The sequence below is a fragment of the Massilibacillus massiliensis genome (genome assembly GCF_900086705.1).
In the GTDB taxonomy this organism is placed as follows: domain Bacteria; phylum Bacillota; class Negativicutes; order FLKF01; family FLKF01; genus Massilibacillus; species Massilibacillus massiliensis.
This window is the reverse complement of sequence record NZ_LT575483.1, coordinates 3585489-3602568: the sequence shown is the minus strand read 5'-3', so window position 1 is coordinate 3602568 and position 17080 is coordinate 3585489. Positions and strand designations below refer to the sequence as shown.

17 protein-coding genes are annotated in these 17080 nt (G+C 40.0%); 1 reads left to right on the top strand and 16 read right to left on the bottom strand.

Annotated features, from left to right (window positions below; all coding sequences use genetic code 11):
- Positions 1-8: 8 nt before the first annotated feature.
- The 3 genes from BN6559_RS17320 to BN6559_RS19420 are packed head-to-tail and all read right to left on the bottom strand — an operon-like array spanning position 9 to position 1760.
- Entirely contained in the window at positions 9-458 is a 450-nt protein-coding gene (locus BN6559_RS17320; protein ID WP_199884117.1) for an SMI1/KNR4 family protein, read from the bottom strand.
- A gap of 20 nt (positions 459-478) precedes the next feature.
- On the bottom strand, positions 479-862 hold the full coding sequence (locus BN6559_RS19425; RefSeq protein WP_199884116.1) for an RHS repeat-associated core domain-containing protein: 384 nt from the start codon (positions 860-862) through the stop codon (positions 479-481).
- Entirely contained in the window at positions 855-1760 is a 906-nt protein-coding gene (locus BN6559_RS19420) for an RHS repeat domain-containing protein (RefSeq protein WP_199884115.1), read from the bottom strand. The genes BN6559_RS19425 and BN6559_RS19420 overlap by 8 nt, the downstream gene beginning before the upstream one ends.
- 36 nt (positions 1761-1796) lie before the next feature.
- Between BN6559_RS19420 and BN6559_RS19615 the strand changes: the two genes are divergently transcribed.
- Positions 1797-2267, top strand: coding sequence for a hypothetical protein (locus BN6559_RS19615; RefSeq protein WP_234407860.1), 471 nt, complete (start codon positions 1797-1799; stop codon positions 2265-2267).
- On the opposite strand, the gene BN6559_RS19410 is transcribed toward BN6559_RS19615, so the two are convergent.
- The 13 genes from BN6559_RS19410 to BN6559_RS19405 form a co-directional block, all read right to left on the bottom strand.
- A complete protein-coding gene (locus tag BN6559_RS19410) occupies positions 2232-2582 on the bottom strand; it encodes a hypothetical protein (protein WP_199884114.1) in 351 nt (116 codons plus the stop codon). The genes BN6559_RS19615 and BN6559_RS19410 overlap by 36 nt on opposite strands.
- A gap of 236 nt (positions 2583-2818) precedes the next feature.
- Positions 2819-3274: a DUF4274 domain-containing protein gene (locus tag BN6559_RS17310; protein WP_110955897.1), complete on the bottom strand. Its 456-nt coding sequence runs from the start codon at positions 3272-3274 to the stop codon at positions 2819-2821.
- A 70-nt stretch (positions 3275-3344) separates the two neighbouring features.
- Positions 3345-10568: an RHS repeat-associated core domain-containing protein gene (locus BN6559_RS17305; protein WP_110955896.1), complete on the bottom strand. Its 7224-nt coding sequence runs from the start codon at positions 10566-10568 to the stop codon at positions 3345-3347.
- 90 nt (positions 10569-10658) lie between these two features.
- Positions 10659-11231 carry a hypothetical protein gene (locus tag BN6559_RS17300; protein WP_110955895.1) on the bottom strand — a complete coding sequence of 191 codons (573 nt, stop codon included), beginning with the start codon at positions 11229-11231 and terminating at the stop codon, positions 10659-10661.
- 101 nt (positions 11232-11332) lie between these two features.
- The gene (locus BN6559_RS17295; protein WP_110955894.1) at positions 11333-11716 is read right to left on the bottom strand and encodes a hypothetical protein; all 384 of its coding nucleotides are present in this window, start codon (positions 11714-11716) and stop codon (positions 11333-11335) included.
- Positions 11709-12248: an RDD family protein gene (locus tag BN6559_RS17290; RefSeq protein WP_110955893.1), complete on the bottom strand. Its 540-nt coding sequence runs from the start codon at positions 12246-12248 to the stop codon at positions 11709-11711. The genes BN6559_RS17295 and BN6559_RS17290 overlap by 8 nt, the downstream gene beginning before the upstream one ends.
- Positions 12248-12766, bottom strand: a complete 519-nt coding sequence (locus BN6559_RS17285) for an RDD family protein (protein WP_110955892.1) — start codon at positions 12764-12766, stop codon at positions 12248-12250. Before BN6559_RS17285 ends, BN6559_RS17290 begins: the two co-directional genes overlap by 1 nt.
- A gap of 17 nt (positions 12767-12783) precedes the next feature.
- A complete protein-coding gene (locus BN6559_RS17280) occupies positions 12784-13092 on the bottom strand; it encodes a hypothetical protein (RefSeq protein WP_110955891.1) in 309 nt (102 codons plus the stop codon).
- A 168-nt stretch (positions 13093-13260) separates the two neighbouring features.
- Entirely contained in the window at positions 13261-13563 is a 303-nt protein-coding gene (locus BN6559_RS17275; RefSeq protein WP_110955890.1) for a hypothetical protein, read from the bottom strand.
- 67 nt (positions 13564-13630) lie between these two features.
- Positions 13631-14476 carry an ankyrin repeat domain-containing protein gene (locus BN6559_RS17270; protein WP_199884113.1) on the bottom strand — a complete coding sequence of 282 codons (846 nt, stop codon included), beginning with the start codon at positions 14474-14476 and terminating at the stop codon, positions 13631-13633.
- A 222-nt stretch (positions 14477-14698) separates the two neighbouring features.
- The gene (locus BN6559_RS17265; RefSeq protein ID WP_110956449.1) at positions 14699-15649 is read right to left on the bottom strand and encodes an ankyrin repeat domain-containing protein; all 951 of its coding nucleotides are present in this window, start codon (positions 15647-15649) and stop codon (positions 14699-14701) included.
- A 99-nt stretch (positions 15650-15748) separates the two neighbouring features.
- Positions 15749-16210 (bottom strand): hypothetical protein, encoded by a 462-nt coding sequence (locus BN6559_RS17260; protein WP_110955889.1) that lies wholly within the window; start codon positions 16208-16210, stop codon positions 15749-15751.
- The gene (locus BN6559_RS19405; protein ID WP_199884111.1) at positions 16210-17079 is read right to left on the bottom strand and encodes a DUF4280 domain-containing protein; all 870 of its coding nucleotides are present in this window, start codon (positions 17077-17079) and stop codon (positions 16210-16212) included. The genes BN6559_RS17260 and BN6559_RS19405 overlap by 1 nt, the downstream gene beginning before the upstream one ends.
- Position 17080: the final 1 nt, after the last annotated feature.

Sequence of the window (17080 nt, the reverse complement as noted above, 5' to 3'; positions counted from 1 at the left end):
ATTTCCTTTTAATTATCATCTTCTTCATCTTCTATTAACTGAGCAAAATATTCAGTATAACTATTCCATTCATTAGGCTTTGTTATGAATGATTTATCATTTAGTTTTCTAACTTCTACCGCATCACACCAAATTATTGGAGGTATATTTTCAGTATCCATTACAATAACACTTTCAGGCGGTTCTGCTAATACGATATACCTTAATGGCAAATTAATACTATTTCTTAATTTAATAGTTTCTTCGATTATATTAGTGCTACCATCATGATTATTCGAAAAAGAATAATTACTTATTTCACCTAAATATCCTCCACTATAAAATGTTGCAATTTCACAAAAATCATTTGGCAATTTAACATTAAGTATACTTTCAATTTCAGATAATATTGCATCATTCACACCATCACTCGGCTGCAAATTTAAATATCTTTCCTTTAATTCTTTTATTTTTCCCACATAAAACTCCCCCAACACTGCTATTCTTCATAAGTTTGTTGAGTGCCTTTAGGTCTAGTTGCAGTCCACTGTGTTTTTCCTGTTGTGAAAACTTTACTACTATCAACATTACTCGACTCCTTACCATACACCTGCTTCTCATACCCACTCGGATCAGCATACCTCACCGGATTATTCGCGCAATACGCATACAGGTTCAATCCATCTCCACGATAGGTATCTTCTTGCGTAAATCTTGCGATTACCGGGTTGTAGTATCTTGCTCTTAGGTAGTATTGCTGGGTTATTGGGTCGAGTTGCTGGCCTGTGTAGCGGTAGCGGCTTCCTATCTGTTCTTCACAGAGTACTGTCCCCATGCATCGTATTCGTAGCGATTCTTTATTTCTTTTTCTTTCGCTATGCACAGAATACTTCCTGCTCGTCTGCTGCATAGTGATACCAGGTTTTTTCCTGCGTGCATTCGCTTGCCCACAGCTCAAAGCTGCGGATTAAGCGTTTTTGCTGTCTATCTATTTCTTCTACCACGACTTCTTTATTTTCATTGAAGATAAACTGCACCAGTTTGCCGTTTTCTTCGATTTCATAACGTAATCCTTCGGCATCGTAGCGGTTAACTTGGACTTGTCCTTTTTTCGTCTCTACTTTACTGGTACGATTGAATCCGTCATAGGTATATTGATTATCTTCGTCAGTTAGCAGATTCCCTACATGATCATAACTATATTGCGTTGTTTGATCTTGTTTTTCATAACTAGTCAAACGGTTTCTCGGGTCATATGTATATTGTTCTTCTACATTATTTACTATACGCCGATTCCGATTTCCTGCTTTATCGTAGAAGAGTTCTTCGCTATAGTCCGGGTACTCCACTTTTGCCAGTTGATTCAGATTGTCGTAGCTGTATTTTGTTATTCCTCTCAGTTGTTCTTTGATTGTCCGGTTGCCGTTGCTATCGTATTGGTAATGATTTTTCGTGATGGTCTGCCCGTCAAGTTCGATCTGCAATCCTGCGATATTTTTATCTGCATCGTAGCTATAACTTGTCCGCATTCCATTTGTCTGCAAGGCTTCTCTTAGACTGCCATCTTCATTATGGATAAATTGAACAAGACTTCTTCCTTCATCGCGAATTCCATTTAGTAAATCTGTTTCTGTATAACAATACGCCGTTGTTTTCCCCGTTACATCCGTCTGCCTAATTTTATTGCCATTGAGATCATATTCGTAGGCAAGCAATGTTCTGCCGCTGGCGGTTTTGGCTTTGAGTTTTCCGTCGGGGTAGTAGCTATAGCCGTAGCGCATGCCTTGGGCAATGGCGGCTTTTAATGTGCCGTCTTTATGGTATTCGTAGCTTTCTCTGAGTCCGCTGCGATTTTCCAGTTTTTCTGTGAGGGCATCGTAGAGGTTATAGCTATAGCTGATTTGATTGCCGTTTCTGTCGGTGTGAGATTTGATTCTGCCTTCTGCGTCGTAGAGGAAGGTGTCGCTTTCGCCTACCTGATCGGTGATGGTTTTGAGTTTGTTGATGAGGTTGTATTCATAGCGGATGGTATTGCCTTCGCCGTCGGTGGTTTCGGTGAGGTTGCCGGCGTAGTCGTAGGCGTAGAGTTCTCTGGAACCGTCGGCTTTGAGGATTTCAGTGATTCTACCCCATTTATCGAGTTTATATTCTGTTTTATTTTGATTGCCGTCTACGATTCCTGTGATATTTCCTTGGGCATCATATTCGTAGCTTTGCCTAGCACCTCCGGTGGTTTGGAGGTTTTGGGGACATTAAGAGATGCTACCTTTTTTCGTCATGTCTCTTAATTCTATTATTTTGTTGTCAAAAAAGAAGCGTCCCCTTCGTCCCAGTTGTTGTCCGTTGTAGTTGAAACGATTCGAAATTGTTTCTTCTTTCTTGGTTATATTACCCCAGATATCGTATTCATATCGATTTACCACATTTCCTTTTTCATCTGTTATATACGTGATACTTCCCAGTTCATCGCTGGTGTAATGATAATACGTTCTGGCATAGTCTGCGTCTACCGCGACCAGTGCTTGACTGCGAATCAATCGGTTGATGCCTGCTTGATTGGTTTCTACTACGACTTCTTTGTTTTCATTGAAGATAAATTGCACCAGTTTGCTGTTTTCTTCTATTTCATAGCGCAGTCCTTCGGCATCATAACGGTTGATTTGTTTCCGTCTATGGGTTCTGCCTGGATCATCCGATTGAATCCGTCGTATTATATCTGGCTTAAAGAAATTAAGGAACGTGACTTTTTCGTCACGTCCCTTAATTTTATTATTTTATTATCAAAAAACGTCCCCTTTGTCCCCTTGGCAATAGCCTCTTACCATTTCTTTAATTCTATTTATAATTTAGGAATTTTTACCTCATTTCCATTTAATACTTCTAAAAGTATACTTGGTATATCGCTTCTCTTTTTTTTGAGTTTTAATATTTGTATCTTAGTTAACGGTGGATTAAAGGCAATATTCTGCTGGTTAAATTTATTATTTGTTATTTTATCGTATAAATCTATTAAGAATTCTTTCCATTTAGTCGAATTAGACGATATAACCCCCTGCTCATCTTCTAACATGCGATAACCATCAGCACTATAAAATAATAAAAGTGCCGTTCCTAAATCACAAATATCATTATTAATAATGATATTAGGAATATCAAAACCATTATTCCAATTATAATTACCAGCAAAAATATGAAGTAATATAGAATTATTCATTCTTTCAATCTCTTTTTTTACTACATCGATATCCTCCTCATATAAAATATCTTGTAACCATCTATATTCAGCATCATTCATTAAATAAACTCACCATCCTTTTTCTAAAATACGATATCTTCTTTAAAAATATGTCACCGTTATTTTACTACTATAATTTACCTAGTTGCCTTTCCCACAGTTCTACCGTTGCTCCTTGACTTGGATATAACGGCAATCCTTGTTTTTGAAGATGCTTTAGATTTTGCTGTAAATCATAAACCTGTTTTTGTAATACTCCAACGCTTTGACTGGCATCCATCGTACTTAATTGTCTTTCCACTACCTCATTATAAACAGAATGATATCCTTGGTGCCTTGACATTGTACTTATACCCTTATCTGGTATTCTTAGAAAAATACCATTTGAAGCATCATCAAGATTCATCCCTATCTTTTTAATTACAGGATTATTTGCCATCTCAGCTGGCATAACATGCTGCGCTTGATAACCACTCCATTTAGTTGAGCGACTCACTCCCATTGACTCCAGCATATTTTTACCCAGCTTAGTAGAGTTTCCTCCAGTAACCACGCCTTCCTCTCCAGGTATAATCCTAGGATTATCCGACTCCTTACCATACACCTGCTTCTCATACCCACTAGGATCAGCATACTTGACCGGATTATTCGCACAATATGCATACAGATTCAATCCATCTCCACGATAGGTATCTTCCTGTGTAAATCTTGCGATTACCGGGTTGTAGTATCTTGCTCTTAGGTAGTATTGCTGGGTTATCGGGTCAAATTGCTGGCCTGTGTAGTTGAAACGATTCGAAATTGTTTCTTCTTTCTTGGTTATATTACCCCAGACGTCGTATTCATACTGATTTATCACATTTCCTTTTTCATCTGTTATATGCGTGATACTTCCCAGTTCATCGCTGGTGTAATGATAATACGTTCTGGCATAGTCTGCGTCTACCGCGACCAGTGCTTGACTGCGAATCAGTCGGTTGATGCCTGCTTGATTGGTTTCTACTACGACTTCTTTATTTTCATTGAAGATAAACTGCACCAGTTTGCCGTTTTCTTCGATTTCATAGCGCAGTCCTTCGGCATCGTAGCGGTTAACTTGGACTTGTCCTTTTTTCGTCTCTACTTTACTGGTACGATTGAATCCGTCATAGGTATATTGATTATCTTGGTCAGTTAGCAGATTCCCTACATGATCATAACTATATTGCGTTGTTTGATCTTGTTTTTCATAACTGGTCAGATGATTTCTTGTGTCATATGTATATTGTTCTTCTACATTATTTACTATACGCCGATTCCGATTTCCTGCTTTATCGTAGAAGAGTTCTTCGCTATAGTCCGGGTACTCCACTTTTGCCAGTTGATTCAGATTGTCGTAGCTGTACTTTGTTATTCCTCGCAGTTGTTCTTTGATTGTTCGGTTGCCGTTGCTATCATATTGGTAATGATTTTTCGTGATGGTCTGGCCGTCAAGTTCGATCTGCAATCCTGTGATATTTTTATCTGCATCGTAGCTATAGCTTGTCCGCATTCCATTTGTCTGCAAGGCTTCTCTCAGGCTGCCATCTTCATTATGGATAAATTGAACAAGACTTCTTCCTTCATCGCGAATTTCACGTAGCTGATCTGTTTCTGTATAGCAATACTCCGTTGTTTTTCCCGTTACATCCGTCTGCCTAATTTTATTGCCGTTGAGATCATATTCGTAGGCGAGCAAGGTTCTGCCGCTGGCGGTTTTGGCTTTGAGTTTTCCGTCGGGGTAGTAGCTGTAGCCGTAGCGCATGCCTTGGGCAATGGCGGCTTTTAATGTGCCGTCTTGATGGTATTCGTAGCTTTCTCTGAGTCCGCTGCGATTTTCCAGTTTTTCTGTGAGAGCATCGTAGAGGTTATAGCTATAGCTGATTTGATTGCCGTTTCTATCGGTGTGAGATTTGATTCTGCCTTCTGCGTCGTAGAGGAAGGTGTCGATTTCGCCTGCCTGATCGGTGATGGTTTTGAGTTTGTTAATGAGGTTGTATTCATAGCGGATGGTATTGCCTTCGCCGTCGGTGGTTTCGGTGAGGTTGCCGGCGTAGTCGTAGGCGTAGAGTTCTCTGGAACCGTCGGCTTTGAGGATTTCGGTGATTCTACCCCATTTATCGAGTTTATATTCTGTTTTATTTTGATTGCCGTCTACGATTCCTGTGATATTTCCTTGGGCATCATATTCGTAGCTTTGCCTAGCACCTCCGGTGGTTTGGAGGTTTTGGATTCTGCCGGCGAGGTCATAGGTATAATCAATACCGCTTTGGGCTGCATCGAGCCTTTTGAGGAGTCTGCCATCTGCATCGTAGGTATTGGTTTCTATTACTGTGCCGTCCGGCGCAAGGGTAGTGATGATACGTCCTTGCTGATCGTAGGTGTAGCAATAGCCTTCGGCATTTTCGCCTTTTGACTGGTACTGATTTGGCAGGATTTTTTTATAGATGCGTCCGTTTTTGTCGTAGATGGTTCTGGTGATACCGCCGTTTTTGCCGGTGCGTTTGATTTCGCGGTTCATCAGATCGTAGGCATAGGTTTCTTCATTGCCGTTGGTATCTTTGATTTTGATGATGTTGCCGGCCTTATCGTAGGTGATTTGGGTTTTGTTTTCGATATCATTTGTTTTGTCTTTGTGGATTTCTCCAATCAGACGGTCAGCAGCATCGTATTGCCGTTCGATCTGATAACCTGCCGGGGTAGTGATTTTTACTACGTTGCCGGTTTTGTCGAGCTGATAACGGGTTCTGGCGGTGTAGTCACCACTGCCTTCGAGGTCAGCACGCTGCTCGATTTCTATCAGTCTGCCGGCTGCGTCGTAACGATAGCGCAAGCTCTGCTGGGTAGTTTCGTTGATTTTACGTTTTTCATAGATCTTTTGGTTGATACAGTTGTAGCCGTACTCAATCACGGCACCGGTATTATCGGTTACTTTTGTGCGCCGATTTTGTTTGTCATAGGTAAATGCTATACTGAGAACTCTGCCACTGGTGCTGGTTTCATCCTGTTCCTCGAGGTGTCTTCGCTCTTCGATGCAATTGCCGACGTTATCGTATTTGTATTGGGTGAGTTGATAACGAAGCTGACCAGCTTGTTTTCTGATTGGAATCCGTTTTTCCGTGAGCCAGCCGAGATGGTTATATTGATAGAGAATACCGGGATTGCTTGCTCCTGTTTCTTTGATCAGGTTTCCGGTAAGATCATAGGCAAAGTTTTTTTCTGTTTCTCCTTTAGGATTGATGATTTGCGTAAGGCGATGCATCGGGTCATAGGTATAGCTATAGCCCTGGCCATCGTCTGTTTTTGCATTGTAGTCTTCTGGTAAAATTCTTTTGATGAGGTTGCCGGCTGCATCATAGGTTAAGCGTTCTACACCACCATCGGGGTAGATGATTTTAATTTTCCGATTGTCGGTGTCAAAGATATTTTGGATGCCTCTGCCGTCTTTCAATTTTTCGTCGTAGGTGTTGGGGTTAATTTCTTTTCTAATATTTTGTTCGGCATCACGCAAGGTGGCTATGGTGTTGCCGAGAGGGTCGACAGCCGCAATGCGCTTGTCCAGGGCATCGTAGATGTAACACCAGCCGGAGCCGCTGTTACTGCTTTCCTCGAACTGATTGGGTCTGATTTCCTTCACTAGGTTACCGAGTTTGTCATAGTCGTATTTCAAGGTATTGCCAAGGGCATCTATGCTGACGATCTGATAGTCGAGATGATTGTAGCCATATTCTTTCTTGCCTAATTCGTTTTCTACTGTCATGCATCTTCCTGCAAGATCATACTGGTAGGTCGTGATGTCGCCTGTGGCTGTGGTCATCGTTTTAGGTTGTTGTTGGTTTTCAGCGTAATCGAAGGTCGTTGTATTGCCATTTCCATCGGTTTGGCTGGTTTTCCTGCCTTTGGCATCGTAGGTGTAGCGCAGGCTTTGCCAGCGTTGTCCTTCGATACGGCTTTTCGTTTCAATGAGGTTGCCTCTTTCATCGTAGCGATAAAAGACTTGCGCACCGGTATTATCTTGCTGGCTTATATTTCGTCCTACGGCATCATAGTCAAGCGTTTGGATACGACCGTCCGGATATTTTGTTTCTACGAGCTGGCTTGCTTCGTTATAGGTGTAGAACGTTTCATTTCCATTACGATCTTTTTCCCAGATAATATTTTCTTTGTCGTCATATTTCGTTTCTTTTATGCTTTCGTCTGTATAGACAATCTTTTCGACTAGATTTTGTCGGTTGTAGTGGTAACTGGTACGTTCACCATTATGTGTTTGACTCAGCGTGGTCATTCGATCCTGATTTTGGTAAAAGAAGAGCGTCTCGGCTCCGTTTAACAACGTTTGTCTGAGAACACGCCCTTGTCCATCGTATTCATTTGCCACATAGCGCTGACCATTCTGGTCGATGATGGCAGTGATATGACCTTGTTCATTGTATTCGTATTGAACGGTTCCATCATTTGGGTAGGTAACTTCGGTTAAAAGTTCTCCCTGGTAACGATAAGAGATCGTTCTGCCGAGCATATCCTGGATTTGGCTGAGTTTGTTGTTTTCATAGGTAAAGTGCAATATTTGTCCATTAGTGAGGGTCACTTTATCGATCCAGGAACCGATGTAGTCGATCTTAACTCGATTGCCGCAGCGGTCTTTGATGGCAATGAGATTGCCAAATTCGTTATAGTCCCAGATTTTTTGCTGGTCTGTGAACTTTAGACTGTAGCCATGCTTTTCTGTCGTGAGTAAAAGTGATCGATCACCGTCGCGGCGGTTTTGCCAGATTCCATCTTTTTGCTCGAAGGTTTCAATTCTAAGGTCATCCATGAGGATTCTGACCTGCTGTTTTTGGTGATCAAGATGCGTCCCGAGGTTTAAAACCCAGCGGCAACCGAGGTACTGCTGTTTATTTTCATACAGCGATTCGTAGCTGCGAGTGAGCTTGAATTCTTCGCCGATGTCACTTAAGATGAGATCTACCATGTGCAGGCTGAAGGAACCAGTGACGACGTTAACCGGATCTTTAACAGTGGTGGTTTTATTTTCTCGTCTGCCTTGGTCTTTTTTTTCATTATTTGCGTTTGGTTTATTACTTTTATTCGCATTGGGATTGCCTTGGTTCGTTAAGTTATTGGTCTTGGCATTTGGTCGCTTTGCCGCACTGCGTGCACTGGCTGCATTTTGTATTGTGCCAAAAACGAGATTGAGCGATTCCGGGTCGAGAAAGCTGAATTTTCCATCCAGGATTCTTCGTTTGAGATCGTCGATCCCATCTTTGGCTCGCATGAGGGCGTTGAAGCCCATGGCACCCATAATAAGGCGTTGGACGGTTTGGACAGTTTTTGTTGCTTTGGTCAAGGTGTTGGCCATTTTTGCACCGGCTGCTACTGCTTTGAGGCCTTTGCCTGCCACATTGGCTCCCGGGATGCACATCCCCATAACGGAGCAAGCCGCGCCGAAGTAGTCACCGCGTGCAACGGATATGAGTGCATTGAGTCCGTTTGCCACCACATTTGGACCTGGAATACATCCAGCTACATCAAGTAATATCTGTACACCGTTAAGCGCGGATTCTAAAAGGGATGGTGCACTTGCGATCTCATGCTGATTTCTGGTATAGCCTAACTGACGATAGGCCGGGGTACTAATCGCAATGGCTCCGCCGCTGAGTTTAAGTTCACTGGCACCGATGCCCAAACTGCAGTTTTCGAGGGCAAAGAGCATCAAGGATTCTGCGGGGGGTCTTTCGACTTTTTCTCCGGTAGATAACGGCATTCTTTCCATCCCGGTATTACTACCGCCGCCACTAAAAACGGTTTGAATATTTTTGACGAAGGCTGGAATCTCGGTTGTTATGGCTGCTATTCCACCGCTAAGACTGCTAGTGATGTCACTGCCTAGTTGTTTGAGAATTTCTTGCCCGGAGTTATAAGGTTTATTGCCGCCATCAGCCATGTATTTTGCGGCACCGATTTCGTGAAGCTGATCGTATTTTGCTTTGGCCTGAAGAAATTCCGCTTCGTCAACGGGCGTTTTTGCCGCCACGAGGTTGAGGCGTTTGTCCGCCTGAATATGGATGTCTTGGGTGCTTTTTATAACGATACCGCCTGCATCGGTCATCTCAATCAAGGCCTGGTTTCCACCGCCTTGATCATAAGAGCCTCTGGCAGCTACGAGTTCACAGCTACCGGGGGTGAGTTTCAGCATTTTATTGGTGGAGTTGAGCATCTTGCTGGCAGGGTCAACGTAGTCTGTATGTACAGCGCTGTTTGCGCGTCTGCTTCCGAGGGCCACAGCTTTGCCGTTATTTTCATAGTAAACAAAGACTTCGTCTCCTTCGTCGGGCATGGAGTAAAAGTAGTTGTTCATGGTGTTTTCAAAGGGCAGCCACATCGCGGTGCTTTCGTCTTGCTCAGCATCACAGTAGAAATGGACTTTGATTTGTGTCCCTTGTACTCGAATGATTTTACCTTTGATGGAATCGCCTTGATTTAGCGCACCCGCGCTGATCTGACTATCTGGTCTACAACCTTCGGGATGCGCCAGCAGCAGACGATTTTCTGCGGTTTCTCCGATACTTACGATTTCACTTCGCTGGCTAAATCGTACACGTTCTTCCTGACTTTGAATCTGGTAGCCTGCACCAATCGTCAGGTCATAGCTCGTCTTATACTCCGCCTCAAATTCGTAGACTTCGGCTTCTTGGTCAACATTTTGCTTAATTTTCATATATTTTAAAATATCTTTACTACTGTCGGCCGGTTTTTTCTGCGTTTCTGCACCTAGTTCTTTTTGGGCAAACGGGTAGGTTCCTATTGCAATTCGCAGCAACTCTGATTTGCTGTCGGTGAACAGATAGGCACCGTACTGATTTGCGATACGCCGCAGAAACTGCCAGTCCGTTTCTGCATTTTGGTAGAGCATCTGCTTGATTGAAATATCTTTTGCTACTTCAACCTGTATCCCATAGGCTGCCATGACCTGATTGGCTACTTCACTTAGCGTTTTGACTGTACTTTGAAAAGTACGATTGATTTTTTTTCGATCCGTCTGTTCACTTAAACTTTTGGCTTTGAGCACGAGTTCACTATAGTCGGCTTCATTTACAAGACCTACGTTTTGGCAAATGCCGACAAATACATGATCTCCATCCGCATCCGTGACTTTAATCGGTTCGTCTTCAAGTTCAAGGGCTTCGGTTACGGTCAGCATACGGTTGCTGATGAGTTCCAGCTTCATGTACCCGTGTTCATTGGCTTCGTCTAAAATATGAATATGCTTAATTCTTAGGTATTCTTTGGCGAATTCTACTTTCAGCCGCCCCAGTTCTATGAGTTCTTTTCCCATTTGGTGTTCCTCCTCTCGACTTGTTTACAGGTTTCACAGACTCTATTATTTTGCAATGAATATCTTTTAAAGTCATGGCTAATATTCATGTTATCCTTGCATATTCTGCATTACACCTGATACCATTCCTGAGGAATCCGCCTTACTAATTACCTTCTGTTTTGCAGTCTTCACAACAGCCTGACCAAGTTTTTCCATTACCCCTCCACCCGAACCAATAGCGTCAGCGAAATCGCCACTTGCCGGAAATCCGCCTTCTACTTGCACATCATCTACCATGTCAGCCTTTTGACGGATATTCAATGCAAACTCACCTATACCTCTACTGTCAGTATAACGCTCGTTGTAATCAATCACAAAAGCCTTACTCATTACAATTTGCCGAAAACATTTATTTTCACTGATAACCTCAATTGTTACTGTGCGATACGCTTTTTCATCTTCTGCGGGTACTTGTGCCCATTTGAATATTTTCAGTGTTTCACTATTTCCGCCCCCAGATGCATCAGCATGCAGTTTACCAATTATATTTACAGTTATATAATTTTTTGTAGATCTTGCTCTCGAGTCGTTAGGCGAAGTTAGCGACATTTGAGCAACCCTGATAATATCTTCTCCGTAAAACAATTTTTCGTCACCTTCTATCGTTAATGTAAATCCCATAAATATTCCTCCTTTTTCTCTCTTTTAAGTCAAATAATCAACAGTTATCAATAGATAACTATAGTTGCATTAAATTGCAATTATAATTTCAACATTTCAAATTATTGCCCATCATATGTATTTGTATCATTTTCCTTTAAAAAATCACTCCAAGAATCATTTGAACTCGTGGGTGTAAAGTTCGGCATTAAAATGACACCCGCACCAATCATTGCTGTCGCCATATGTATAGTAAGAAAAGCTTGCGCAGGATTGTTGCTAAGACCATAATAATATTGCAATAAAACTCCACAGGAAGTCCAACTTACTTTTGTTGAATCAACAACCCATTTTCTTAAATAATCTATTGTTGGCTTATGCTCTGTATAATAATCTTCTAATGGGCTAAGTTTTGCTTCCAGATCATCAATCATTGCATTTAATTCTTCTATACTTACATATTCACCAGTATATGAACCAAAATACTCATCATAAAAATTACTCATCTCCAGATCTCCTGCTATTTAAATTTTTATCATATACCACCCTCGTTTTCATCATTTTGTCATGCCAAGCTTGACGTTGTTTATTAAAAAAACAAACAAAATACCCCACTCCTAAAAAACTGATACTGATGCCTTTTAACAGATTTCTCATAACAATTCTGCTTATCTTTGGATGTTTTTCATCCATGCTTACTATACAAAGCCTCATTAATTTTTTGCCCGGAGATGCTTGCAAAAAAACTTCTATAATTGAAAATACGCTTATACACAATAGAAGTAATGCAAAATAATATAGAGGTTCCTCTACAACATCTGCTAATTTTGACCCTTTACTTAAAAACTCGTCATAACGAATCCCTATATCCGACAATCTTATCAATATACCTCCCACAAATCCAATGATGGAAAGACTGGAAAAAAGCAATATTATGAATACGACTACAAAAAAGATCATATCCAAAACCCCTGCTATCAACCGTCTTCCAAAACCCGCCAAATTTTTATTCGTTATCTCACATTCTTTATCTGCCATTAAAGACACCTTCTCTCAGCATTTTCCTCATCCATCACCTTTGTCTTTGTAGCTTTGTCATGCCAAGCTTGGCGATGTTCATTCTTAAAACAAACAAAATAACCCACTCCACAAAAACCGATACTGATACATTTTAAAATATTTCTAAAAAAAAGAATGCCGCACCCAATACGGTTTTCTTTTATACCGGTTATCCGTAGTTTAACTAATTTTTTCCCTGGGGAAGTTTGTAAAAAACTCTCAATAACTGAAAAAAAATATATACATAATAAAAAGAAAAGCCAATAATATGCAACAGATTCCACGATAGAATATGAAATCATGGTCAATTTCTCCAAGAAAAATTCCGGGCTAATATCATCATATAGTATTCTTATAAGCAAACCTATCAAAAATCCAATGATTGGCAAACTTATCGAAATCATTGCTATATATAAAAACACGAAAACTACTATATCAAGAATACCTGCAATAACACGTTTCCTTACATAAGCTCTTATATCACTCACCCCACTCATACACACTCCTTTTGCTTTTATGCCTTACTCTTCTTATCAGTATTTTTTAACCTATCATAAATATTTGAAATCACCAGTGGAATCAATATATAAAAACCCCAAAGCACTTCTAGAACTTTACTAGTTTCATCCATAAAATTCTGATTTCCGGAATCGGTCGATGTAATCCATAAGAACAACGATATGAAAGGATAAAAAATATATGCAAACCCAACGGCAATTTCAAAATAACCAAATAAAATTTTAGAGGAAATTACCCCTGCGAAAAACCAAGCAAGTACAATACAATTGAACTTTGTAATAATTGGCTGTTTTCTATGATTCATTTCGTCTCCTATCTATAAACCAAACCGCCCAAAGAAATCTCTGTAATTTAATCCTATTGACCACGAAATTCCTGTCTTAGAAGGTGAAACATATAGCTCATAATCTCCTTTTTTATAGGTGGATACGCGAAACCGTTTATCAGTTTCTTTATTTACATATTTTTCCACTCAACTTTGTCGAGTCAACTCTTGATAGTAATATTGTTCTATTTCTATAGCACTCATATGTTCATGCTCATATTCAGCATGAATCCATCGTTTAACAACTTTACTATTAATCTTAAAATCTAATTGCGTTGCACCTGACGGATGTTCAATTGCTTGAAAATGCGTACGCAAATTTTCCTCCCTTCTTTCTATATCTGCAGGATTCAAAATTCGGTAAACTAATGGAAATATAGCTGCTCCTAGAAGAATAAGCCAGACTACTCCAACAAATACCTTTCTAAAGATATTAAACGCCTTTTTCATTACTTCTCCTCAGCCTCTTTATATTTAACATTAAATAGATACCATGCATAAGAAATTTATAATTATATCAATATTGCTTGATAAACTCTTGCCAATTATCTGGATGAATCTTTTTAATCTGTTGCAACCTATCACTTGGAATCTTAGTATCCCAATAATTCACCCCCTGCCGAGCAAATTCCTCAACAATCTCCATTTTCAATTTATATTTTTGTGATCCTATATCACCAATCCAATCCCTTAATATGTTTACCGGAAAAAACTTTTTATTCGCTTCTTTATCATCATTAGCTTTAATACTACTGTAATAGAATTCCGATACTTCTGCTTTCTTTTCAACAATCAAATAATGAGCATATTTCATAGCTTCCAATGTCGAATTTGGACCTCCTATTCTCAATGCTTGCACTGCAGCTGTTTCCCCACTTTTCGTTTTATGGTTAATATCAGCCCCTGCTTCTACCAAAGCTTTTGTTTTCTCAATTCCACATCCAATAGATTGCATTAATATACTGGTGCCCGGCTCTATTCCATGTTCGTGACCAATATAACTCCAATTAGGGTCAGCACCATATTTCAGCAGCAGTTTTACATATTTCGGATCATCTTTGGCAACGTTGTCCACCCAGGAAAAATTCGCTGCTATTGAAAGGGGCGTTTCTTCTGAATACGTCTCATACCTTACCGATGCAATATTCGGGTCAGCGCCACATTTTAATAAGGCTTCTGCTGCATCATATTTCTCCATTCCGATCGCCCAGAGTAGCAAAGTCAATTTGTACTTAGGTTCCTGATAATTCAATAGCTCCGGTTTATCTTTTGCTAGTTTTTCTATTGTAACAGTTTTTTGTTCCTTTACCGCGACTGCTAATTCCCACACAGGCGTATCCTTGAAAATATTGATATTCGTCATTTTATATTCTCCCTTCGCGTTTTCACGCGCCTCGCTAAAACATCCGGATAATAAAGCAGAACAAAGAATCAGAGGCATGAGTAGTATAGTGAAAAACTTTTTATGCATTGTCAATTTCCTTTCTCCTCTTTTCTTAATCATATCAATTACTACAACCAGCGAAGGATTTTATATCATGACCGAGCTGCTATTTAAATCATGCATAAGAAATTTATAATTATATCAATATTGCTTGATAAACTCTTGCCAATTATCTGGGTGACGCTTTTTAATATGCTTCAGACTATCGCTTGGAATTTTGGTATCCCAATAATTCACACCTTGCCGGGCAAACTCCTCGACAATCTCCATTTTCATTTTATATCTTGGTGATCCTATATCATAAATCCAATCCCTTAATAAATCTACCGGAAAAAACTGTTCATTTGGGTCTTCATTGTCATACGTTTTAAGTCTGTAATAGGGTTCCAATATTTTTGCTTTCTTTTCAACGATCAAATAATGAGCATACACATTTCTTTCTAATGTCGAAGTTGGGCTTCCTGCCAATAAAGCTTTTATAGCAGCTGTTCTCCCGCTTTTCGTTTTATGATTAATATCAGCCCCTGCTTCTACTAAAGCTTTTGTTTTCTCAATTCCACATCCAATAGATTGCATTAATATACTGGTGCCCGGCTCTGTTCCATGTTCATGCCCAATATAACTCCAATTAGGGTCAGCACCATATTTCAGCAGTAACTTTACATATTTGGGATCCTCTTTAGCATCGTTATCAATCCATGAAAAACGTGTTGCTAATGAAAGGGGCGTTTGTTCTGAATATGTCTCATATCTTACCGATGCAATATTCGGGTCAGCACCACATTTTAATAAGGCTTCTGCTGCATCATATTTCTCCATTCCGATCGCCCATAGCAGCAAAGTCAATTTGTACTTAGGTTCCTGATAATTCAATAGCTCCGGTTTATCTTTTGCTAGTTTTTCTATTGTAGCAGTTTTTTGTTCCTTTACCGCGACTGCTAATTCCCACACAGGCGTATCCTTGAAAATATTGATATTCGAAATTTTATATTCTCCCTTCGCGTTTTCACTCTCCTCACTGAGACATCCGGATAATAAAGCAGAAACAAGAATCAATGGCATGAGTAGTATAGTGAAAAACTTTTTATGCATTGTCAATTTCCTTTCTCCCTTTCTTTAAGTGCGCTTTTTACTGCAGGCATTAGATGATCTGCAAAGGAATTTCAAAAATTCTTATTTTGCACACTACCACTATAAACCAAACCTCCCGAAGAAATCTCTGTAATTCAATCCTATTGACCACGAATTTCCTGTCTTAGAAGGTGAAACATATATCTCATAATCTCCTTTTTTATAGGTGGATACGCGAAAACGTTTATCAGTTTCTTGATTTACAGATTTTTTCACCCAACCTTGTTGAGTTAACTCTTGATAGTAATATTGTTCTATTTTTATAGCACTCATATGTTCATGTTTATATTCAGCATTAATCCATCGTTTAACAACTTTACTATGAATCTTGAAATCTAATTGCGTTGCACCTGACGGATGTTCAATTGCTTGAAAATGCGTACGCAAATTTTCTTCCCTTCTTTCTATATCTGCAGGATTCAGAATTCGGTAAACTAATGGAAATATAGCTGCTCCTAGAAGAATAAGCCAAACTACTCCAACAAATCCCTTTCTAAGTATATTAAAAGTTTTTTTCATCATTATCTTTTCATCTCATCATCTTTAACATTAAATAAATATTTAGCAAATCTAAAACCAAAGGTTTTTCCAACACCAGGTGTGGCTAAAACTTCACCGGACACGACTCCACTGGTACCCATAGATACATTTCCCTGTATACCTGCTCCAGTTGTAGTACCATAAGATATTCCTTCCAAAGCTTCTCTATATTTTTCCTCATCACTTTTATCTGCATTACCAAAAACCCCTTCACCTAAAGCTACTGGAATACCTAATCCATATCCGACACTACCATCAACAATTGCATATACATTTCCTGTTTTGTCCATCATTATACCAGCGGCACCACTAACAAATTTCCCGATTCCAAGTCCACCTTCAATAAATTTATAATCACCTTGCATGGTATCTGGATCTGATAATATACCATTTGCAATAGCATCTTTAACAATTTGCTTAAACCCATACGGATTTTCCGCCTCTGCGACGACGACGAGTCCCTCCATTTCAAATTCTACATCTTCATTGCGGTCACCGAGTTCAACACTGTCCGCATTCATGACGATGGAAATTACACCGCCTTTGACACAGGTGAGTTTACTCTGGTCGATCAGGGCGGGGGCGCCGTCTAAGATATGTTTCTTGTTGACGTTGATCCAGGCTAGCGGTGTTACCGGTGAACATAGCGAACAAGTTGCCGAGCAAAAGCCATATTTTAAAATATGTTCTCCTGGTTTATGGTCATTGGCATTGAGCAGGGGTTCTAGTCCGGGTGTATAGGCCATGCCATGATCAAGGGGCAAATTTAAATAATTTTCCGAGCTGCCCTTACTGCATTTTGATTTTGTTCCCCGCGGGATATAGGATGGCCCTGCTGCTGTATCTGACATG

What these genes read in the sequence shown, in the direction of transcription:
- BN6559_RS17300 (WP_110955895.1), bottom strand. Translation starts at nt 11,231, where the DNA reads ATGGGATTTACATTAACGATAGAAGGTGACGAAAAATTGTTTTACGGA.
- BN6559_RS17275 (WP_110955890.1), bottom strand. Translation starts at nt 13,563, where the DNA reads ATGAAAAAGGCGTTTAATATCTTTAGAAAGGTATTTGTTGGAGTAGTC.
- BN6559_RS17290 (WP_110955893.1), bottom strand. Translation starts at nt 12,248, where the DNA reads ATGGCAGATAAAGAATGTGAGATAACGAATAAAAATTTGGCGGGTTTT.
- BN6559_RS17280 (WP_110955891.1), bottom strand. Translation starts at nt 13,092, where the DNA reads ATGAATCATAGAAAACAGCCAATTATTACAAAGTTCAATTGTATTGTA.
- BN6559_RS17310 (WP_110955897.1), bottom strand. Translation starts at nt 3,274, where the DNA reads ATGAATGATGCTGAATATAGATGGTTACAAGATATTTTATATGAGGAG.
- BN6559_RS19615 (WP_234407860.1), top strand. Translation starts at nt 1,797, where the DNA reads ATGGTATTCGTAGCTTTCTCTGAGTCCGCTGCGATTTTCCAGTTTTTC.
- BN6559_RS17260 (WP_110955889.1), bottom strand. Translation starts at nt 16,210, where the DNA reads ATGATGAAAAAAACTTTTAATATACTTAGAAAGGGATTTGTTGGAGTA.
- BN6559_RS17305 (WP_110955896.1), bottom strand. Translation starts at nt 10,568, where the DNA reads ATGGGAAAAGAACTCATAGAACTGGGGCGGCTGAAAGTAGAATTCGCC.
- BN6559_RS19405 (WP_199884111.1), bottom strand. Translation starts at nt 17,079, where the DNA reads ATGTCAGATACAGCAGCAGGGCCATCCTATATCCCGCGGGGAACAAAA.
- BN6559_RS19420 (WP_199884115.1), bottom strand. Translation starts at nt 1,760, where the DNA reads ATGCGCTACGGCTATAGCTACTACCCCGACGGAAAACTCAAAGCCAAA.
- BN6559_RS17270 (WP_199884113.1), bottom strand. Translation starts at nt 14,476, where the DNA reads ATGACGAATATCAATATTTTCAAGGATACGCCTGTGTGGGAATTAGCA.
- BN6559_RS17265 (WP_110956449.1), bottom strand. Translation starts at nt 15,649, where the DNA reads ATGCATAAAAAGTTTTTCACTATACTACTCATGCCATTGATTCTTGTT.
- BN6559_RS17285 (WP_110955892.1), bottom strand. Translation starts at nt 12,766, where the DNA reads ATGAGTGGGGTGAGTGATATAAGAGCTTATGTAAGGAAACGTGTTATT.
- BN6559_RS17295 (WP_110955894.1), bottom strand. Translation starts at nt 11,716, where the DNA reads ATGAGTAATTTTTATGATGAGTATTTTGGTTCATATACTGGTGAATAT.